The organism is Methylobacterium planeticum, from assembly GCF_008806345.1.
GTDB classification, from domain to species: Bacteria; Pseudomonadota; Alphaproteobacteria; order Rhizobiales; family Beijerinckiaceae; genus Methylobacterium; species Methylobacterium planeticum.
The window spans coordinates 335,803-351,142 of the sequence record NZ_VZZJ01000003.1 but is presented as its reverse complement, the minus strand read 5'-3'; the positions used below and the strand labels follow the sequence as shown (position 1 = coordinate 351,142).

Annotated in this window: 12 protein-coding genes; 11 read left to right on the top strand and 1 reads right to left on the bottom strand. The window is 70.8% G+C overall.

Going from position 1 to position 15,340, the window contains the following annotated elements; genetic code table 11:
- Positions 1 to 62 precede the first annotated feature (62 nt).
- The 11 genes from nuoL (at position 63) to F6X51_RS05340 (ending at position 13,955) form a co-directional block, all read left to right on the top strand.
- Entirely contained in the window at positions 63 to 2,225 is a 2,163-nt protein-coding gene (gene nuoL / locus F6X51_RS05390; RefSeq protein ID WP_150962185.1) for an NADH-quinone oxidoreductase subunit L, read from the top strand.
- Positions 2,226 to 2,349: 124 nt separating this feature from the next.
- Complete coding sequence (locus F6X51_RS05385; protein WP_150962184.1) at positions 2,350 to 3,870, top strand: NADH-quinone oxidoreductase subunit M; 1,521 nt, start codon at positions 2,350 to 2,352, stop codon at positions 3,868 to 3,870.
- A 14-nt stretch (positions 3,871 to 3,884) separates the two neighbouring features.
- A complete protein-coding gene (nuoN, locus tag F6X51_RS05380; RefSeq protein WP_150962183.1) occupies positions 3,885 to 5,333 on the top strand; it encodes an NADH-quinone oxidoreductase subunit NuoN in 1,449 nt (482 codons plus the stop codon).
- 4 nt (positions 5,334 to 5,337) lie between these two features.
- The gene (locus F6X51_RS05375; RefSeq protein ID WP_150962182.1) at positions 5,338 to 6,159 is read left to right on the top strand and encodes a biotin--[acetyl-CoA-carboxylase] ligase; all 822 of its coding nucleotides are present in this window, start codon (positions 5,338 to 5,340) and stop codon (positions 6,157 to 6,159) included.
- A 17-nt stretch (positions 6,160 to 6,176) separates the two neighbouring features.
- Positions 6,177 to 7,850: a ribonuclease J gene (locus F6X51_RS05370; protein ID WP_150962181.1), complete on the top strand. Its 1,674-nt coding sequence runs from the start codon at positions 6,177 to 6,179 to the stop codon at positions 7,848 to 7,850.
- Positions 7,851 to 7,937: 87 nt separating this feature from the next.
- Complete coding sequence (mce, locus tag F6X51_RS05365) at positions 7,938 to 8,342, top strand: methylmalonyl-CoA epimerase (RefSeq protein ID WP_150962180.1); 405 nt, start codon at positions 7,938 to 7,940, stop codon at positions 8,340 to 8,342.
- A gap of 24 nt (positions 8,343 to 8,366) precedes the next feature.
- A complete protein-coding gene (locus tag F6X51_RS05360) occupies positions 8,367 to 8,690 on the top strand; it encodes a DUF1467 family protein (protein WP_150962179.1) in 324 nt (107 codons plus the stop codon).
- A 100-nt stretch (positions 8,691 to 8,790) separates the two neighbouring features.
- Positions 8,791 to 10,119, top strand: a complete 1,329-nt coding sequence (locus F6X51_RS05355) for a sugar MFS transporter (RefSeq protein WP_246696633.1) — start codon at positions 8,791 to 8,793, stop codon at positions 10,117 to 10,119.
- Positions 10,120 to 10,567: 448 nt separating this feature from the next.
- Positions 10,568 to 11,893, top strand: a complete 1,326-nt coding sequence (proS, locus tag F6X51_RS05350) for a proline--tRNA ligase (protein ID WP_150962178.1) — start codon at positions 10,568 to 10,570, stop codon at positions 11,891 to 11,893.
- A gap of 7 nt (positions 11,894 to 11,900) precedes the next feature.
- Positions 11,901 to 13,220, top strand: a complete 1,320-nt coding sequence (locus F6X51_RS05345) for a lipoprotein-releasing ABC transporter permease subunit (RefSeq protein ID WP_150962177.1) — start codon at positions 11,901 to 11,903, stop codon at positions 13,218 to 13,220.
- A gap of 21 nt (positions 13,221 to 13,241) precedes the next feature.
- Positions 13,242 to 13,955 (top strand): ABC transporter ATP-binding protein, encoded by a 714-nt coding sequence (locus F6X51_RS05340; protein WP_150962176.1) that lies wholly within the window; start codon positions 13,242 to 13,244, stop codon positions 13,953 to 13,955.
- Positions 13,956 to 13,978: 23 nt separating this feature from the next.
- Here the strand turns inward: F6X51_RS05340 and F6X51_RS05335 are convergent, their stop codons facing one another.
- Complete coding sequence (locus tag F6X51_RS05335; RefSeq protein WP_150962175.1) at positions 13,979 to 15,259, bottom strand: glycosyltransferase; 1,281 nt, start codon at positions 15,257 to 15,259, stop codon at positions 13,979 to 13,981.
- Between the last annotated feature and the right edge of the window lie 81 nt (positions 15,260 to 15,340).

Genomic DNA, 15,340 nt, shown 5'->3' with positions numbered 1-15,340 from the left:
GCCCATTGGACCTTCACGGGGGCGCCCTCAGGCGCCCCGAGAGGCCGGACTGACAAAGAACGATGTATCACGCGATCGTCTTCTTCCCCCTCATCGGCGCCCTCGTCGCCGGCTTGTTCGGCCGCCAGCTCGGGGCGCGCGCCTGCGAGTACCTGACGACGAGCTGCCTCGCCTTCTCGGCGCTGCTCTCCTGGGGCCTCTTCCTCGACGGGGGCGACCACGCCATCCGGGTGCAGGTGGCGACCTGGTTCACGGCCGGCGACCTCACGGTCGACTGGGCCTTCCGGATCGACACGCTGACCCGGGTGATGCTCGTCGTCGTCACCACGGTCTCGACCCTCGTGCACCTCTACTCCATCGGCTACATGGAGGAGGATCCGCACCGGCCGCGCTTCTTCGCCTACCTGTCGCTCTTCACCTTCGCCATGCTGATGCTGGTGACGGCCGACAACCTCGTGCAGATGTTCTTCGGCTGGGAGGGCGTCGGCCTCGCGAGCTACCTGCTGATCGGCTTCTGGTACGAGAAGCCCTCGGCCAACGCCGCCGCCATGAAGGCGTTCATCGTCAACCGCGTCGGCGATTTCGGCTTCTCCCTCGGCATCTTCCTCGTCTTCGTGCTCTTCGGCTCGGTCGCCTTCGACGGCATCTTCCCCCGCGCCAACGAGCTGAAGGACGCGCATTTCCACTTCCTCGGCCATGACTGGCACGCCCTGACGCTCGCCTGCCTGCTCCTGTTCATGGGGGCGATGGGCAAGTCGGCGCAGTTCCTGCTGCACACCTGGCTGCCCGACGCGATGGAGGGCCCGACCCCGGTCTCGGCCCTGATCCACGCCGCCACCATGGTGACGGCCGGCGTCTTCATGGTGGCCCGCCTGTCGCCGCTGTTCGAGCTCGCGCCCGATGCCCTGGTGGTCGTCACGGTGATCGGCGGCATCACGGCCTTCTTCGCCGCCACCGTCGGCCTCGTGCAGAACGACATCAAGCGGGTGATCGCCTACTCGACCTGCTCGCAGCTCGGCTACATGTTCGTGGCGCTCGGCGTCGGGGCCTACTCGGCCGGCATCTTCCACCTCTTCACCCACGCCTTCTTCAAGGCGCTGCTGTTCCTCGGGGCCGGCTCGGTCATCCACGCGATGCACCACGAGCAGGACATGCGGAACATGGGCGACCTGCGCCGCTACATCCCCTTCACCACCGCCATGATGGCGATCGGGACCCTGGCGCTGATCGGCTTCCCCTTCACGGCCGGCTACTACTCGAAGGACGCCATCATCGAGGCGGCCTACGCCTCGACGCGGCCGGGCCACACCCTGGCCTTCCTGGCCACCGTGATCGCGGCCTTCTTCACCTCGTTCTACTCCTGGCGCCTGTTCTTCATGACCTTCGAGGGCCCGGCCCGCTGGGCCGACCACGGCGCCCACGGGCATGACGACCACGCGCACGCGGCGCCGGCCCTCGCCCATGCGGGCGACCACGGTGCCACGGTTCAGGGTGCCACGGTCCATGGCGGCACGGTTCACGCCTCCACGGCGCACGAGGCCGACGGCCTGCCGGGCCACCACGAGGGCGTCGCCCACGACGACAAGGGGCACGATGTCGAGCCGGCCTCCCACAGCGACCTCGAGCATCACGACGAACACGTGCACAAGCCGCACGAGAGCCCGCTCGTCATGACGATCCCGCTGGCGGTGCTCGCCTTCGGGGCGCTCTTCGCCGGCCTGATCTTCAAGGACCGCTTCATCGGCGAGGGCATGGAGGCGTTCTGGGGCCATGCGCTGGCGCACGGCCCGGACAACCACATCATGCACGACATGCACCACGTGCCGGGCTGGGTCGTGGCCTCGCCCTTCATCATGCTGGTGCTGGGCTTCCTCCTCGCCTTCTGGATGTATATCCGCCGGCCGGAGCTGCCGGGCCAGCTCGCCGGGCAGCAGCCGGTCCTGTACCGCTTCCTCCTCAACAAGTGGTACTTCGACGAGATCTACGACCGGATCTTCGTCCGCCCGGCCAAGGATTTCGGCAAGTTCCTCTGGAAGGAGGGCGACGGGCGCGTCATCGACGGCCTCGGCCCCGATGGCATCGCGGCCCGCGTGGTCGACGTGACCCGCGGCGTGGTCCGCCTCCAGACCGGCTACGTCTACCACTACGCCTTCGTGATGCTGGTCGGCGTCGCGGGCCTGATCAGCTGGTACCTGATGACCGGCCTGCCCAAGGGCGGTCACTGATGGCCGCCACGACGGATCCGGGCGGCCGCGGGGGCATCGCGCCCGGCGCGACGGCGCGCCCCGGCGGCCGCCTTCGACCGGTCACGGCCGAGCGCCATACGAAGACAAACGGGAGCACCCGCTGATGTTCGGCCTCGGCATCCTCTCCGGCCTGCTGCTCGTGCCGCTCGCCGGCGCGGCGTTCATCCTGACGCTGAACGGCGACGAGGAGAGCGTGCGGCGCAACGCCCGCTGGGCCGCGCTCGCCACCACGATCGTCACCTTCCTGCTCTCCCTCGTCGCCTGGGGCCGCTACGACGCGACCTCGTCGAGCTTCCAGCTCGTCGAGAGCCACGCCTGGCTCACCGACACGATCCGCTTCAAGCTCGGCGTCGACGGCTTCTCGATGCCGCTGATCCTGCTGACCACCTTCCTGATGCCGTTCTGCATCGGCGCCTCGTGGCACGCCATCGAGACCCGGGTGAAGGAGTACTTCGTCGCCTTCCTGGTCCTCGAGACCACGATGATCGGTGTGTTCCAGGCCCTCGACCTGGTGCTGTTCTACCTGTTCTTCGAGGCCGGCCTGATCCCGATGTTCCTCATCATCGGCATCTGGGGCGGCAAGCGGCGCATCTACGCGAGCTTCAAGTTCTTCCTCTACACCCTGCTCGGCTCGGTCCTGATGCTGCTCGCCATCATGGCGATGTACTGGCACGCCGGCACCACCGACATCCCGACGCTGCTGCAGACGCGCTTCCCCGCGCAGATGCAGACCTGGCTCTGGCTCGCCTTCTTCGCCTCCTTCGCGGTGAAGATGCCGATGTGGCCGGTCCATACCTGGCTCCCCGACGCCCATGTCGAGGCGCCGACGGCGGGCTCGGTGATCCTGGCCGGCATCCTCCTCAAGATGGGCGGCTACGGCTTCATCCGGGTCTCCCTGCCGATGTTCCCGGATGCGAGCCACCTGTTCGCGCCCCTGGTCTTCGCCCTCTCGGTGATCGCGATCATCTTCACCTCGCTGATCGCCATGATGCAGACCGACATCAAGAAGCTCATCGCCTACTCGTCGGTCGCCCATATGGGCTTCGTGACGCTCGGCCTGTTCACCTTGAACGAGCAGGGCATCCAGGGCGCCCTCTTCCTCATGATCTCGCACGGCATCGTCTCCGGCGCGCTCTTCCTCTGCGTCGGCGTCGTCTACGACCGGATGCACACCCGCGAGATCGCCGCCTACGGGGGCCTGGTGAAGCGGATGCCGCTCTACGCGGTCGCCATGATGGTGTTCACCATGGCCAATGTCGGCCTGCCCGGCACCTCCGGCTTCGTCGGCGAGTTCCTGGCGATGACGGGGGCCTTCCGGGCGAACCCGACCGTGGCCTTCTTCTCGGTCTTCGGCATCATCCTCTCGGCGGCCTACGCCCTCTGGCTCTACGCCCGGGTGATCTACGGCAAGCTCGAGAAGCCCTCGCTCCAGGGCATCCTGGACCTCGACAACCGCGAGAAGCTCATCATCGCGCCGCTCGTCGCCCTGACCATCTATTACGGCGTGCACCCGGCCCCGATCCTCGACACCTTCGCGCCCTCCACCGAGGCGCTGATGACGAGCATCCGGGCCGCCCTCTCGAACACGCAGACCGCGGCCGCCGCGCTGCCGCTCGCGCGCTAACCGGTATGGGACCGATGACCGCCGCACATTCCGTCCTGCCCACCCTCGCGCCGCTGCTGCCGGAGCTGATCCTCGGCGTCGGCGTGCTGGTGCTGATCCTCTACGGCGCCTTCCGGGGCGAGCGCTCCGTCGAGGGCGTCAATGTCGGGGCGCTGCTGCTCCTCGTCCTCGCCTTCTTCGTGGTGGTGGCGCAGCCGGCCGGCATGAAGGTCACGACCCTGTCGGGCGCCTTCATCTCGGACGCGTTCTCGCGGGTGATGAAGGGGCTGGTCCTGCTCGGCTCGGCCGCCGCAATCCTGCTGTCGCGCGACTATTTCCAGCGCGCGCGCATCGACCGGTTCGAGTTCCCGGTGCTGATCGTCCTCTGCACCATCGGCATGATGGTGATGGCCTCGGCCAACGACCTGATCGCCCTCTATCTCGGCCTCGAGCTGACCTCGCTGGCCTCCTACGTCATCGCGGCCTTCCACCGGGACGACCTGAAATCCACCGAGGCCGGCCTCAAGTACTTCGTCCTCGGCGCGCTCTCCTCGGGCATGCTCCTGTACGGCGCCTCACTGGTCTACGGCTTCACCGGCACCGTCTCGTTCCCCGGCATCGTCTCGGCGCTGCACGGCGAGACCGCGGGCCTCGGCATCGTCCTCGGCATCGTGTTCGTGGCCGCGGGCGTCGCCTTCAAGATGTCGGCCGTGCCCTTCCACATGTGGACGCCCGACGTCTACGAGGGCTCGCCGACGCCGGTGACCGCCTTCTTCGCCTCGGCGCCCAAGATGGCGGCGGTGGCCATGACGGTGCGGGTCTTCATCGGCGCCTTCCCGGACGTGACGGCGATCTGGCAGCAGATCATCATCTTCGTCGCCATCGCGTCGATGGCCCTCGGCTCCTTCGCGGCGATCGGCCAGCGCAACATCAAGCGCCTGATGGCCTATTCGTCGATCGGCAATATCGGCTACGCGCTGATCGGCCTCGCGGCGGGCTCCGAGGAGGGCATCCGCGGCGTGGTGATCTACATGATCATCTACCTCGCCATGACGCTCGGCGCCTTCGCGATCATCCTGTCGATGCGCCGCCGCAACGAGATGTTCGAGACGATCGACGACCTCTCGGGCCTGTCGCGCACGCATCCGGTGCTGGCCTTCTGCCTCGCCGCGATGATGTTCTCCCTCGCCGGCATCCCGCCGCTGGCCGGCTTCTTCGCGAAGTTCTACGTCTTCGCCGCCGCCATCAAGGCGGGCCTCGTCACCCTGGCGGTGATCGGCGTGGTGACGAGCGTGGTCGGCGCCTACTACTACCTGCGCATCGTCAAGGTGATGTATTTCGACGAGGCGCGGGCGCCCTACGAGCGGATGGCGCCGGGCCTGCGCATCGTGCTCGCGATCTCCAGCGTCGTGGTGATCCTGTTCTGGCTCCTGCCGGCGCCGCTGGTCGGGGCCGCGGGCGCGGCGGCCAAGTCGCTGTTCTAGGGCTTTGAACTACCGGCTCAGCGACGCGGCCCGGGCCGACGGGCACCGCCTGCACGTCCATGACAGCCTCGCCTCGACGAACACCGAGGCGATGGAGCGGGCGCGCGCCGGCGAGGCCGGGCCGCTCTGGGTCGTGGCCCGGCGCCAGGAGGCGGGCCGGGGACGGCGCGGCAACGCCTGGACGTCGCTCCCGGGCAACCTCGCGGCGAGCCTGCTCTGGCCCGTCGCCGGGGTCGAGCCCGACCGGATCGCGAGCCTCGGCTTCGTGGCCGGCGTCGCCCTCGCGGACGCCCTGGAGCAGGCCCGGATCTCGGCCCGCGACACCGTGCCCGGCCTCGCGCAGGCGCCGGGGGCACGATCCTTCACCCTGAAATGGCCGAACGACGTCCTCGCGGGGGACGCCAAGCTCGCCGGGATCTTGCTCGAGGCGGAGGTTCTGCCCGGCGGCCGCCGGGCCGTGGTCGTGGGTTTCGGCGTCAACGTGGCGGCGGCCCCGGAGGGATTGCCCTACCCGGCGGCCTCCCTCGCGGGGCTCGGGATCGCGGTCGAGGCCGAGAAAGTCCTTGAATACCTGTCGATTCATGTCACCGAGACGGCGCGCATCTGGAATCGCGCACGGAATTTCGAAGGCATCCGCGCCCGCTGGCTGGCGCGGGCCTCGGGCCTCGGATCGCGGGTCGCGGTCCGATCCGGCGGAGAGACGCTGGAGGGCCTGTTCGAGACGATCGACGAGGGGGGGCGGCTCGTGATCCTCGCCCCGGATGGTACGCGCAGAACCGTGACGGCGGGCGAGGTGCATTTTGGGACGGCCGCGACGGCGGCATGAGGTTGGATTGAACGGAAATGACGATGAGCCAAGACGAGCTCGTCTTCCTGCCGCTCGGCGGTGTGGGCGAGATCGGGATGAACGCGGCGCTCTACGGCTTCGGGCCGGAGAAGCGCCGGAAATGGATCATGGTCGATTGCGGGATGGGCTTCGCCGGGGAGGAGGCGATGCCCGGCATCGACCTGATGTTCCCGGACCTCTCCTTCATCGAGGAGCGCAAGGCCGACCTGCTCGGCATCTTCATCACGCACGCGCACGAGGACCATATCGGGGCGATCAGCGAGCTGTGGCCGCGCCTGAAGGTGCCGGTCTACGCCACGCGCTTCGCCAAGAGCCTGCTGGAGACCCGCCGCCTCGGCGAGCCCGGCGCCCCGAAGGTGGATCTGCGCGAGATCAAGCCCGGCCGCCGGGTCACCCTCGGGCCGTTCGAGGTCGACTTCGTGCCGGTCTCGCACTCGATCCCCGAATCGAACGCGGTCGCGATCCGCACCGCCCACGGCCTTGTGCTGCACACCGGCGACTGGAAGCTCGACGCCACGCCGATCCTCGGCGACGTGACCGAGGAATCGGCCTTCCGGGCGCTCGGCGACGAGGGCATCCTGGCGCTGGTCTGCGATTCCACCAACGTCGTTCGCGAGGGGCGCTCCCCGAGCGAGGCCGAGGTGGCCGCCACCCTGAGCCGCCTCATCGCCGAGGCGCCGCACCGGGTCGCGGTGACGACCTTCGCGTCGAACGTCGCCCGCATCCGCGCGGTGGCGGAGGCCGCCAAGGCCTCCGGCCGCGAGGTGATCGCGGTCGGCCGGGCGATGGACCGGGTGATCGACGTCGCCCGCGAGTGCGGCTTCCTCGACGGGCTGCCCGACTTCCGCTCCGCCGACAGCTACGGCTACCTGCCCCGCGAGAAGGTGGTGGCGCTGCTCACCGGCTCGCAGGGTGAGCCGCGGGCGGCGCTGGCCCGGGTCTCCCGCAAGGACCACCCGGCCATCAACCTGGCGTCGGGGGACCGGGTGATCTTCTCGTCGCGCGCGATTCCCGGCAACGAGCGCGAGGTCGGCGCCATCATCAACGACCTGATCAACCAGGGCGTCGAGGTCGTCACCGACCGGACCGAGCTCGTCCACGTCTCCGGCCACCCGCGCCGGGACGAGATGGCGGAGATGTATGCCTGGACCCGGCCGCAGGCGGCGATCCCCGTCCACGGCGAGGCCCTCCACCTCGACGAGCACGCGCGCTTCGCCCGGGCGCAAGGGGTGCAGAACGTCGTCAAGGCCCGCAACGGCAGCCTGATCCGGCTCGCGCCGGGCAAGGCCGAGGTGATCGACCACGTCAAGGCCGGCCGCCTGTTCAAGGACGGCAACGTCCTGATCGACGACCGCGACCGGGCGATCCCCGAGCGGCGCAAGCTTGCGCAAGCCGGCCTCGTCTCGGTGGCCATCGCCATCGACGAGACCGGCGAGGTCCTGGGCGAGCCCGCCATCGACATCATCGGCCTGCCCAATCGCGGGCGCGGCGGCCAGCCGCTCCTCGACACGGTGGTGGAGATCGTCGGCCGCACCCTGTCGGGGCTCTCGAAGGGCAAGCGCCGGGACTCGGAGGCCGTCGAGAAGGCGGTCGACCGCGCCATCCGCTCGGCCGTCAACGAGGCCTGGGGCAAGAAGCCCGCCTGCCACGTGCAGGTGGTCGAGGTGTGATATGAGCCTTGCGGGGCTCTCCCGGCGGGAGAGGGATCCTCCGGGAGGGGCCCCGCGGCACGGACAACGCGGACAGGGAGCGAGACAATGATCGGCCGGCTCAACCACGTGGCCATCGCGGTGCGCGATCTCGATGCGGCCTGCGCCGTCTACCGGGACACGCTGGGGGCGAAGATCTCCGAGCCGCTGCCGCAACCCGAGCACGGCGTCACGGTCGTGTTCGTGGAACTGCCCAACAGCAAGGTCGAGCTGATGGCGCCGCTCGGCGCGGACTCCCCGATCGCGAGCTTCGTCGAGCGCAACCCCGCCGGCGGCGTCCACCACGTCTGCTACGAGGTCGACGACATCCTGGCCGCCCGCGACACCCTCAAGGCGCAGGGCGCCCGGGTGCTCGGCACCGGCGAGCCCCGCATCGGCGCCCACGGCAAGCCGGTGCTGTTCCTGCACCCGAAGGACTTCCTCGGCACCCTGACCGAGCTGGAGCAGGTCTGACCGGCCTCACGAGGACGCACGCCCATGCACGCGCTCGCCCGCACCACCCCGCGCACGCTCGCAACCGTGCTCGTGCTGGCCGCCGTCGTCATCACGGCGGCGGTGAGCCTGTTCAAGCTCACGGTGGGGGGCGCCATCGCCCTCTACTTCGTGCTGTGGTGGACGCTGCTCTTCGCGATCCTGCCCCTGCGCAACCAGCCCGAGACGCGGGCCGAGCGCATTGTGCCGGGGCAGGATCCGGGGGCGCCCGCCGTGCCGCGCCTGCGCGAGAAGGCGGTCTGGACCACCGTGTTCGCCGGGGCTGCGCTGCTGGCGGCCCTCGCAATCTTCCCGCTCGCGGGTTTGTAATCCCTCCGACGATTGACAGGCCGAGGACCCCCTCCGACAACCGTCGCAAGGGCCGCGCGGCTCGCCGGGGCCGACGCGCCGCGCGATCGGGGAGGAGCCGGTGCTGCCACGGGCGAGTGCGGCCGGGGGGACGGCCGACGACACCGGGGCGCCGGCCGGCCGGCGCCGCTGGCTCCTGCCCGTCATGCTGGCCCTGTTCTTCACCTGGGGCCTCGCCACCGTCCTCGTCGACATCATCACCCCGAAGCTCAAGAGCCTGTTCGCCCTGAGCTACGCCGAGGCGACGCTGACGCAGTTCTGCTTCTTCCTCGCCTACGCCATCGTGTCCCTGCCGGCGGGCCTCCTCGTCGCCCGCATCGGCTACATCCGCGGCCTGGTGCTCGGGCTGGTGGTCATGGCCCTCGGCGGGCTGATGTTCACCCCGGCGGCGCGGATGGGCGTCTACCCGCTGTTCCTCCTCGCGCTGTTCGTGATGGCCTCGGGGATCGCGGTGCTGCAGGTGGCGGCCAACCCCCTGGTGACGAAGCTCGGCCCGGCCGCGCAGGCCCCGAGCCGGCTGACCCTGGCCCAGACCTTCAACGCCCTCGGCACCACCGTCGGCCCGGCCATCGGCGCCTGGGCCATCCTCTCGCGCGGGCCCGCGACCCCGCCGGACCCCGCCGCCCTCTCGCCCGAGGCCCTGGCCGCCGCGCGCCAGGCCGAGGCCGCCGTGCTTCAGGCCCCGTTCCTCGTCATCGCGGGCGGCCTGATCGGGCTCGCGGTCCTGTTCTGGTGCCTGCGCTCCTGGATGCGGGAGGAGGGGGGAGCGCGGCCGGCGCAGGGGCTCGGCCTCGACCTCCTGGCCCGCCCGCGGCTCGCCCTCGGGGCCCTCGCGATCTTCCTCTATGTCGGCGCGGAGGTGGCGATCGGCACCCTGATGGTGAGCTATCTCGAGCAGCCGCGCGTCCTCGCGGCCGATCCGGCCACCGCCGGGCACCTGCTCAGCGTCTACTGGGGCGGGGCGCTGGTGGGGCGCGTCGTCGGCAGCGTGGTGCTGCGCTACGTGCGCGCCGGGGCGGCCCTCGCGGCCTGCGCCCTCGCGGCGGGGCTCCTCGCCACGGTCTCGGCCGTCTCGGACGGGCCGCTCGCCGCCTGGACGCTGCTCGCGGTCGGGCTCGCCAACGCCATCATGTTCCCGACGATCTTCGCGCTGGCGATCGACGGCCTGGGCGAGCGCACCGCGCAGGGCGCCGGCATCGTCTGCGTCGCCATCGTGGGCGGGGCCGTGGTGCCCGTCGTCACGGGGCTGCTGGCCGACCGGATCGGCCTGAGCCCGGCGCTCGGCGCCCCGGTCATGTGCTACCTCTGCATCGCCGGCTACGCGCTCGCCAACCTGCGCGAGGGCGCCCGGACGCCGGAGAGCGAGCCCGCCCGCTCCCTCGCGGCCTGACCGCTCGGCCACGCGGGATCGCTCCGCAGAGAGCCTCAAAACAAAAAAGCAAGGCGAGGCGCCTTGCTTTTTCAATCAAGTTGATATTCGGCTCAGCCTTGAATTGTCCTACGCATTGCCTGCGTGGCGGCTGGATGTTCCTCCCAAGACTCGGACCGTGCGCGGCCTCTGGCGGGCGTCGCGACCATCACGGCGTCGCTTATAGGAATAAGAATTCGTGCTGTCACCCGTTCGGTGGCAGATATTTGCGTTTTTCTGCCGAGAATGCGGCAAACCGCCCTCGTTTTCCGCAGGCCACCGGGTGGGACAGACCCGAACCGCCGCCGAAACGGCCACGCGGCACCCCGCCGGCGCCGCGGTGCTTGTGTTTTCCCGGCGCAATGTGTTGTGTGCCCCGGCGCGATGCCGCCGCCCGCGGTCCGCCGCACCCGACAGTCCAAGGCCCGCCATGCGTCTCTCCCGCTACTTCCTGCCCACCCTGCGCGAGACGCCCAAGGAAGCCGAGATCATCTCGCACCGGCTGATGCTGCGGGCGGGCCTGGTCCGGCAGGAATCGGCGGGCATCTATGCCTGGCTGCCGCTCGGCCTGCGCGTGCTCAACAGGGTCTGCGCCGTGATCCGGGAGGAGCAGGACCGCTCCGGCGCCATCGAGCTGCTGATGCCGACCGTGCAATCGGCCGAGCTCTGGCGGGAATCGGGCCGCTACGAGGCCTACGGCAAGGAGATGCTGCGCATCAAGGACCGGCACGAGCGCGAGATGCTCTACGGCCCCACCGCCGAGGAGGTCATCACCGAGATCTTCCGCGGCAGCGTGCGCTCCTACAAGGACCTGCCGAAGAACCTCTACCAGATCTCCTGGAAGTTCCGCGACGAGGTGCGCCCGCGCTTCGGCACCATGCGCTCGCGCGAGTTCCTGATGAAGGACGCCTATTCCTTCGATTTCGACCAGGCCGGCGCCCGCCACGCCTACAACCGGATGTTCGTGGCCTACCTGCGCACCTTCGCGGGGCTCGGCCTCAAGGCGATCCCGATGCGGGCCGATACCGGCCCGATCGGCGGCGACCTCAGCCACGAATTCATCATCCTGGCCTCCACCGGCGAGAGCGAGGTCTTCTGCGACCGGGCCTATCTCGACTTCGAGATCCCCCCGGCCACCACCGATTTCGACGACGTCGCGGGGCTCCAGGGCACCGTCGACGCCTGGACCTCGCACTACGCGGCCACGAGCGAGATGCACGAGCCCGAGGCCTTCGCGGAGGTGCCCGGGGCGAGCCGCCTCTCCGCCCGCGGCATCGAGGTCGGGCACATCTTCTACTTCGGCACCAAGTATTCCGAGCCGATGGGCGCCAAGGTGGCGGGGCCGGACGGGATCGAGCGGCCGGTCCACATGGGCTCCTACGGGATCGGCCCGAGCCGCCTCGTCGCCGCGATCATCGAGGCGAGCCACGACGAGGCCGGGATCATCTGGCCGGATGCGGTGGCGCCCTTCGACGTGGCGCTGATCAACCTGAAGACGGGGGACGCCGCCACGGACGGTGCCTGCGCGGAGATCCAGGCCCAGCTCGAAGCCGGCGGGCTGACGGTGCTCTACGACGACCGCGACGAGCGGCCGGGCGCGAAATTCGCCACCGCGGACCTGATCGGCCTGCCCTGGCAGGTCGTCGTCGGGCCCAAGGGCCTGGCGGAGGGCAGGGTCGAGCTGAAGCGTCGGGCGGGCGGCGAGCGCGAGACCCTGTCGCCCGTCGACCTGCTCTCGCGCATCAAGCGCGTCTGAGGCGGCGATGGCGGGCGGGGCAGCGGCGGTGAGAACGGCTCTGGGCGCACGTCTGAGGGGCCTCGGCGCGGGCTTCCGGGCCGGCTCGACGCCGCCCTTCGCGGGCTTCGAGTGGATCCTCGCCGGGCGCTACCTGCGGGCCCGGCGCCGGGGCGGCGGCGTCTCGGTGGTGGCCTTCTTCTCGGTGCTCGGCATCACCCTCGGGGTCGCCACGCTGATCATCGTGCTCTCGGTGATGAACGGCTTCCGCACCGAACTGCTCTCGAAGATCGTCGGCATCAACGGCCACGTCTTCGTCACCCCGATCGACAAGCTCTTCACCGACTTCACCGACCTCTCCGACCGGCTCTCGAAGGTCGCGGGCGTGCGCGCCGCGATCCCCCTCGTCGAGGGGCAGGCCTTCGCCTCCTCGCCCTACGGCGGCAGCGGCGTCCTCGTGCGCGGCGTCCGGGGCGAGGACCTCGACAAGATCGGGGCCGTCGCGCGCAACATCCGCGGCGGCACCCTGGAGGGCTTCGACGAGGGCTCCGGCGTCGCCCTCGGCCGGCGCCTCGCCGAATCCCTCGGCCTGCAGGCCGGCGACCAGATCACCCTCTCGACCCCGAAGGGGGCCACCACCCCCTTCGGCACGGCGCCCCGCACCAAGGCCTACACGGTCAAGGCGGTGTTCGAGATCGGCATGACCGAGTTCGACTCGACCTTCGTGTTCATGCCGCTCGCGGAGGCGCAGGCCTTCTTCAACCGCGAGGGCGACGTCAGCCTGATCGAGATCTACCTCGACAACGCCGACGGGGTGGCGGAGATGCGCGAGCCCCTGGAGATGGCGGCCGAGCGGCCGGTGCTGCTCACCGACTGGCGCCAGCGCAACCGCACCTTCTTCGGGGCGCTCGAGGTCGAGCGCAACGTGATGTTCCTGATCCTCAGCCTGATCGTCGTGGTGGCGACCCTGAACATCATCTCGGGGCTGATCCTGCTCGTGCGCGACAAGTCGAGCGACATCGCCATCCTGCGCACCATGGGGGCGACGCCCGGCACGGTGATGCGGGTGTTCCTGATCAACGGGGCGCTGATCGGGCTCGTCGGCACCCTCGGCGGCCTCGGGCTCGGCATCCTCGTCACCCTCAACATCAAGCCGATCCAGCGGGTGCTCTTCCCGGGCGCCTGGGACCCGACCGTGCGCTTCCTCGCCGAGATCCCGGCGGAGATGAACGCCACCGAGATCACCGTGGTGGTGGTGACGGCGTTCCTGCTGTCCCTCGCTGCGACGCTCTATCCCTCCTGGCGCGCGGCCCGGCTCGATCCGGTGCAGGCTTTGCGGTACGGCTGAGCCGGAAGGGGATCGTCGCCGATGAGTACCACGCCCGAGCCCGCCGGCGCGCAGCCGGTGCCGGCGCTGTTCTTCGCCCGGGTCGAGCGGCGCTACCGGCAGGCCGAGGGGGCCCTCGAGATCCTGCGCGGGGCCGACCTCGCGATCTGGCCCGGCGAGCTGGTGGCGCTCGTCGCCCCCTCGGGGGCCGGCAAGTCGACGCTCCTGCACATCGCCGGCCTGCTGGAGCGGCCGGACGGGGGCGAGGTCTATGTCGGCGGCCAGCCCACCGCGGCCATGTCCGATGCCGAGCGCACGCGCCTGCGCCGCGAGGAGATGGGCTTCGTCTACCAGTTCCACCACCTGCTGCCCGAGTTCTCGGCGCAGGAGAACGTGGTGATGCCCCAGCTCATCCGCGGCCTCTCGGGCCGGGAGGCGAAGGCGCGCGCCGCCGAGCTCCTGAGCTTCCTCGGCCTCAAGGACCGGCTGGCGCACCGGCCGGCGGAGCTGTCGGGGGGCGAGCAGCAGCGCGTCGCCATCGCCCGCGCGGTGGCCAACGGGCCGCGCCTGCTGCTCGCCGACGAGCCCACCGGCAACCTCGACCCGCACACCGCCGGCCACGTCTTCGCGATCCTGATGTCCCTGGTGCGCGCCTCGGGCCTCGCGGCGCTGATCGCCACGCACAACCTCGACCTCGCCGCCCGGATGGACCGGCGCGTCACCATCCGCGACGGGCTGATCGAGCAGCTGGCCTAGCCCGTCCGCGACCCGGGGGTGGCTCAGCCCGCCCGCGACCCGGGGGCGGCCTCGCTCTCCGCCGGGGCCATCCGCTCGATCGCCTCGCAGGCCCGCGCGATCCCGTCCTCCCCGGCCATCCGGGCCTTGGCCACGGCGAGCGCGCGCGCCACCCGCGGCGAGCCGAGGAGCCGGCGCAGGTGCCGCTCCGCCCGGGCCGGGGTGAAGCGGCCCTGGCGCAGGGTGGTGCCGAGCCCGAGGCGCCGCACCCGCGCGCCCTCGTCGAAATGGTCGAAGGCCACGGGCACGATCAGCTGCGGCACGCCCGCCGCGAGCGCCTGCGCCACGGTGCCGACGCCCCCGTGGTGGATCAGGGCCGCCGCGCGGGGCAGGAGCGCGCTCAGGGGCACGTAGGGCAGGTGGATCACCTCCGGCGGCAGGTCGGGCGGGATCTGGTCGGCCTGGGGCGCCAGGAGCACGCCGCGCCGGCCCATGCGCCGGCACAGGGCGATGGCCGTCTCGAAGAAGGCGCGGCCCTGCCGCATGGCCGAGCCGTAGGTGAAGACGAGGGGCGGCGCGCCCGCCTCGAGGAAGGCCGTCAGCGCCGGGTCGAGCCGATCCGTGTCGCCGAAGCGGTCGACCAGCGGAAAGCCGACCTGCACGGCCTGCTGCGGCCAGTCGGTCTGGGGCGGCGTGAACCAGTCGGGGAACATCAGGATCAGGCGGGGGGCGAGGTTCCACCAGTGGCGCAGGCGCCGCACCGGCGGCAGCCCGAGCCCGGCCCGGAAGGCGTTGAGCCGGGGGAGGGCGGCCGGGCCGATCACGTACTTGTCCGCCCCGAGCCCGACCCAGTGCCGGAAGCGTGCGGGCAGGAAGCGCGGCAGCGGCAGCCCCGGCAGCACCGGGGAATCGATCCGGCTCTCCATGAAGAAGGGCATCACGTGGACGGTGGCGAGCGGCAGGTCGAGGCGCTCCTGCGCCACCCGCGCCCCGAGGCTGAGGGTCGAGCCCACCACCACCCCGGCGCCCCGCCGCCAGCGCCCCTCGAGCCAGCGGTAGGTCGGCTCGGTCAGGTCCGAGACGTAGGAGAACAGCGGCTCGACCCCGCGCCACGGGCGCCAGAGGTCGGGCTCGGCGGTGAAGCGCGCGTAATCCTCCGGGCTGCCGAGGCCCTCGAACGGGATCCCGGCGCGCTCGGCCAGGGGCGCGAACGGCGCCGGCGCCGCGAGCGCGACCGTGTGGCCCCGGCGCCGCAGGGCGCTGGCCAGCGCGATGATCGGCAGCACGTCCCCATGCGTGCCGATCGCTACAAGATGCACCTGCATCACGGATGTCTTATCGCTGCGGAGGCTGCGCATCCGCCCCGGTGCGCAGCCGGTCCTGCCGGAATCGGGAACGGTGCCAGC

Bases quoted from the DNA above. Each gene is read 5' to 3' on its own strand.
- nuoL (WP_150962185.1), top strand. From the start codon at position 63: ATGTATCACGCGATCGTCTTCTTCCCCCTCATCGGCGCCCTCGTCGCC.
- F6X51_RS05385 (WP_150962184.1), top strand. From the start codon at position 2,350: ATGTTCGGCCTCGGCATCCTCTCCGGCCTGCTGCTCGTGCCGCTCGCC.
- nuoN (WP_150962183.1), top strand. From the start codon at position 3,885: ATGACCGCCGCACATTCCGTCCTGCCCACCCTCGCGCCGCTGCTGCCG.
- F6X51_RS05370 (WP_150962181.1), top strand. From the start codon at position 6,177: ATGACGATGAGCCAAGACGAGCTCGTCTTCCTGCCGCTCGGCGGTGTG.
- mce (WP_150962180.1), top strand. From the start codon at position 7,938: ATGATCGGCCGGCTCAACCACGTGGCCATCGCGGTGCGCGATCTCGAT.
- F6X51_RS05360 (WP_150962179.1), top strand. From the start codon at position 8,367: ATGCACGCGCTCGCCCGCACCACCCCGCGCACGCTCGCAACCGTGCTC.
- proS (WP_150962178.1), top strand. From the start codon at position 10,568: ATGCGTCTCTCCCGCTACTTCCTGCCCACCCTGCGCGAGACGCCCAAG.
- F6X51_RS05345 (WP_150962177.1), top strand. From the start codon at position 11,901: ATGGCGGGCGGGGCAGCGGCGGTGAGAACGGCTCTGGGCGCACGTCTG.
- F6X51_RS05340 (WP_150962176.1), top strand. From the start codon at position 13,242: ATGAGTACCACGCCCGAGCCCGCCGGCGCGCAGCCGGTGCCGGCGCTG.
- F6X51_RS05335 (WP_150962175.1), bottom strand. From the start codon at position 15,259: ATGCAGGTGCATCTTGTAGCGATCGGCACGCATGGGGACGTGCTGCCG.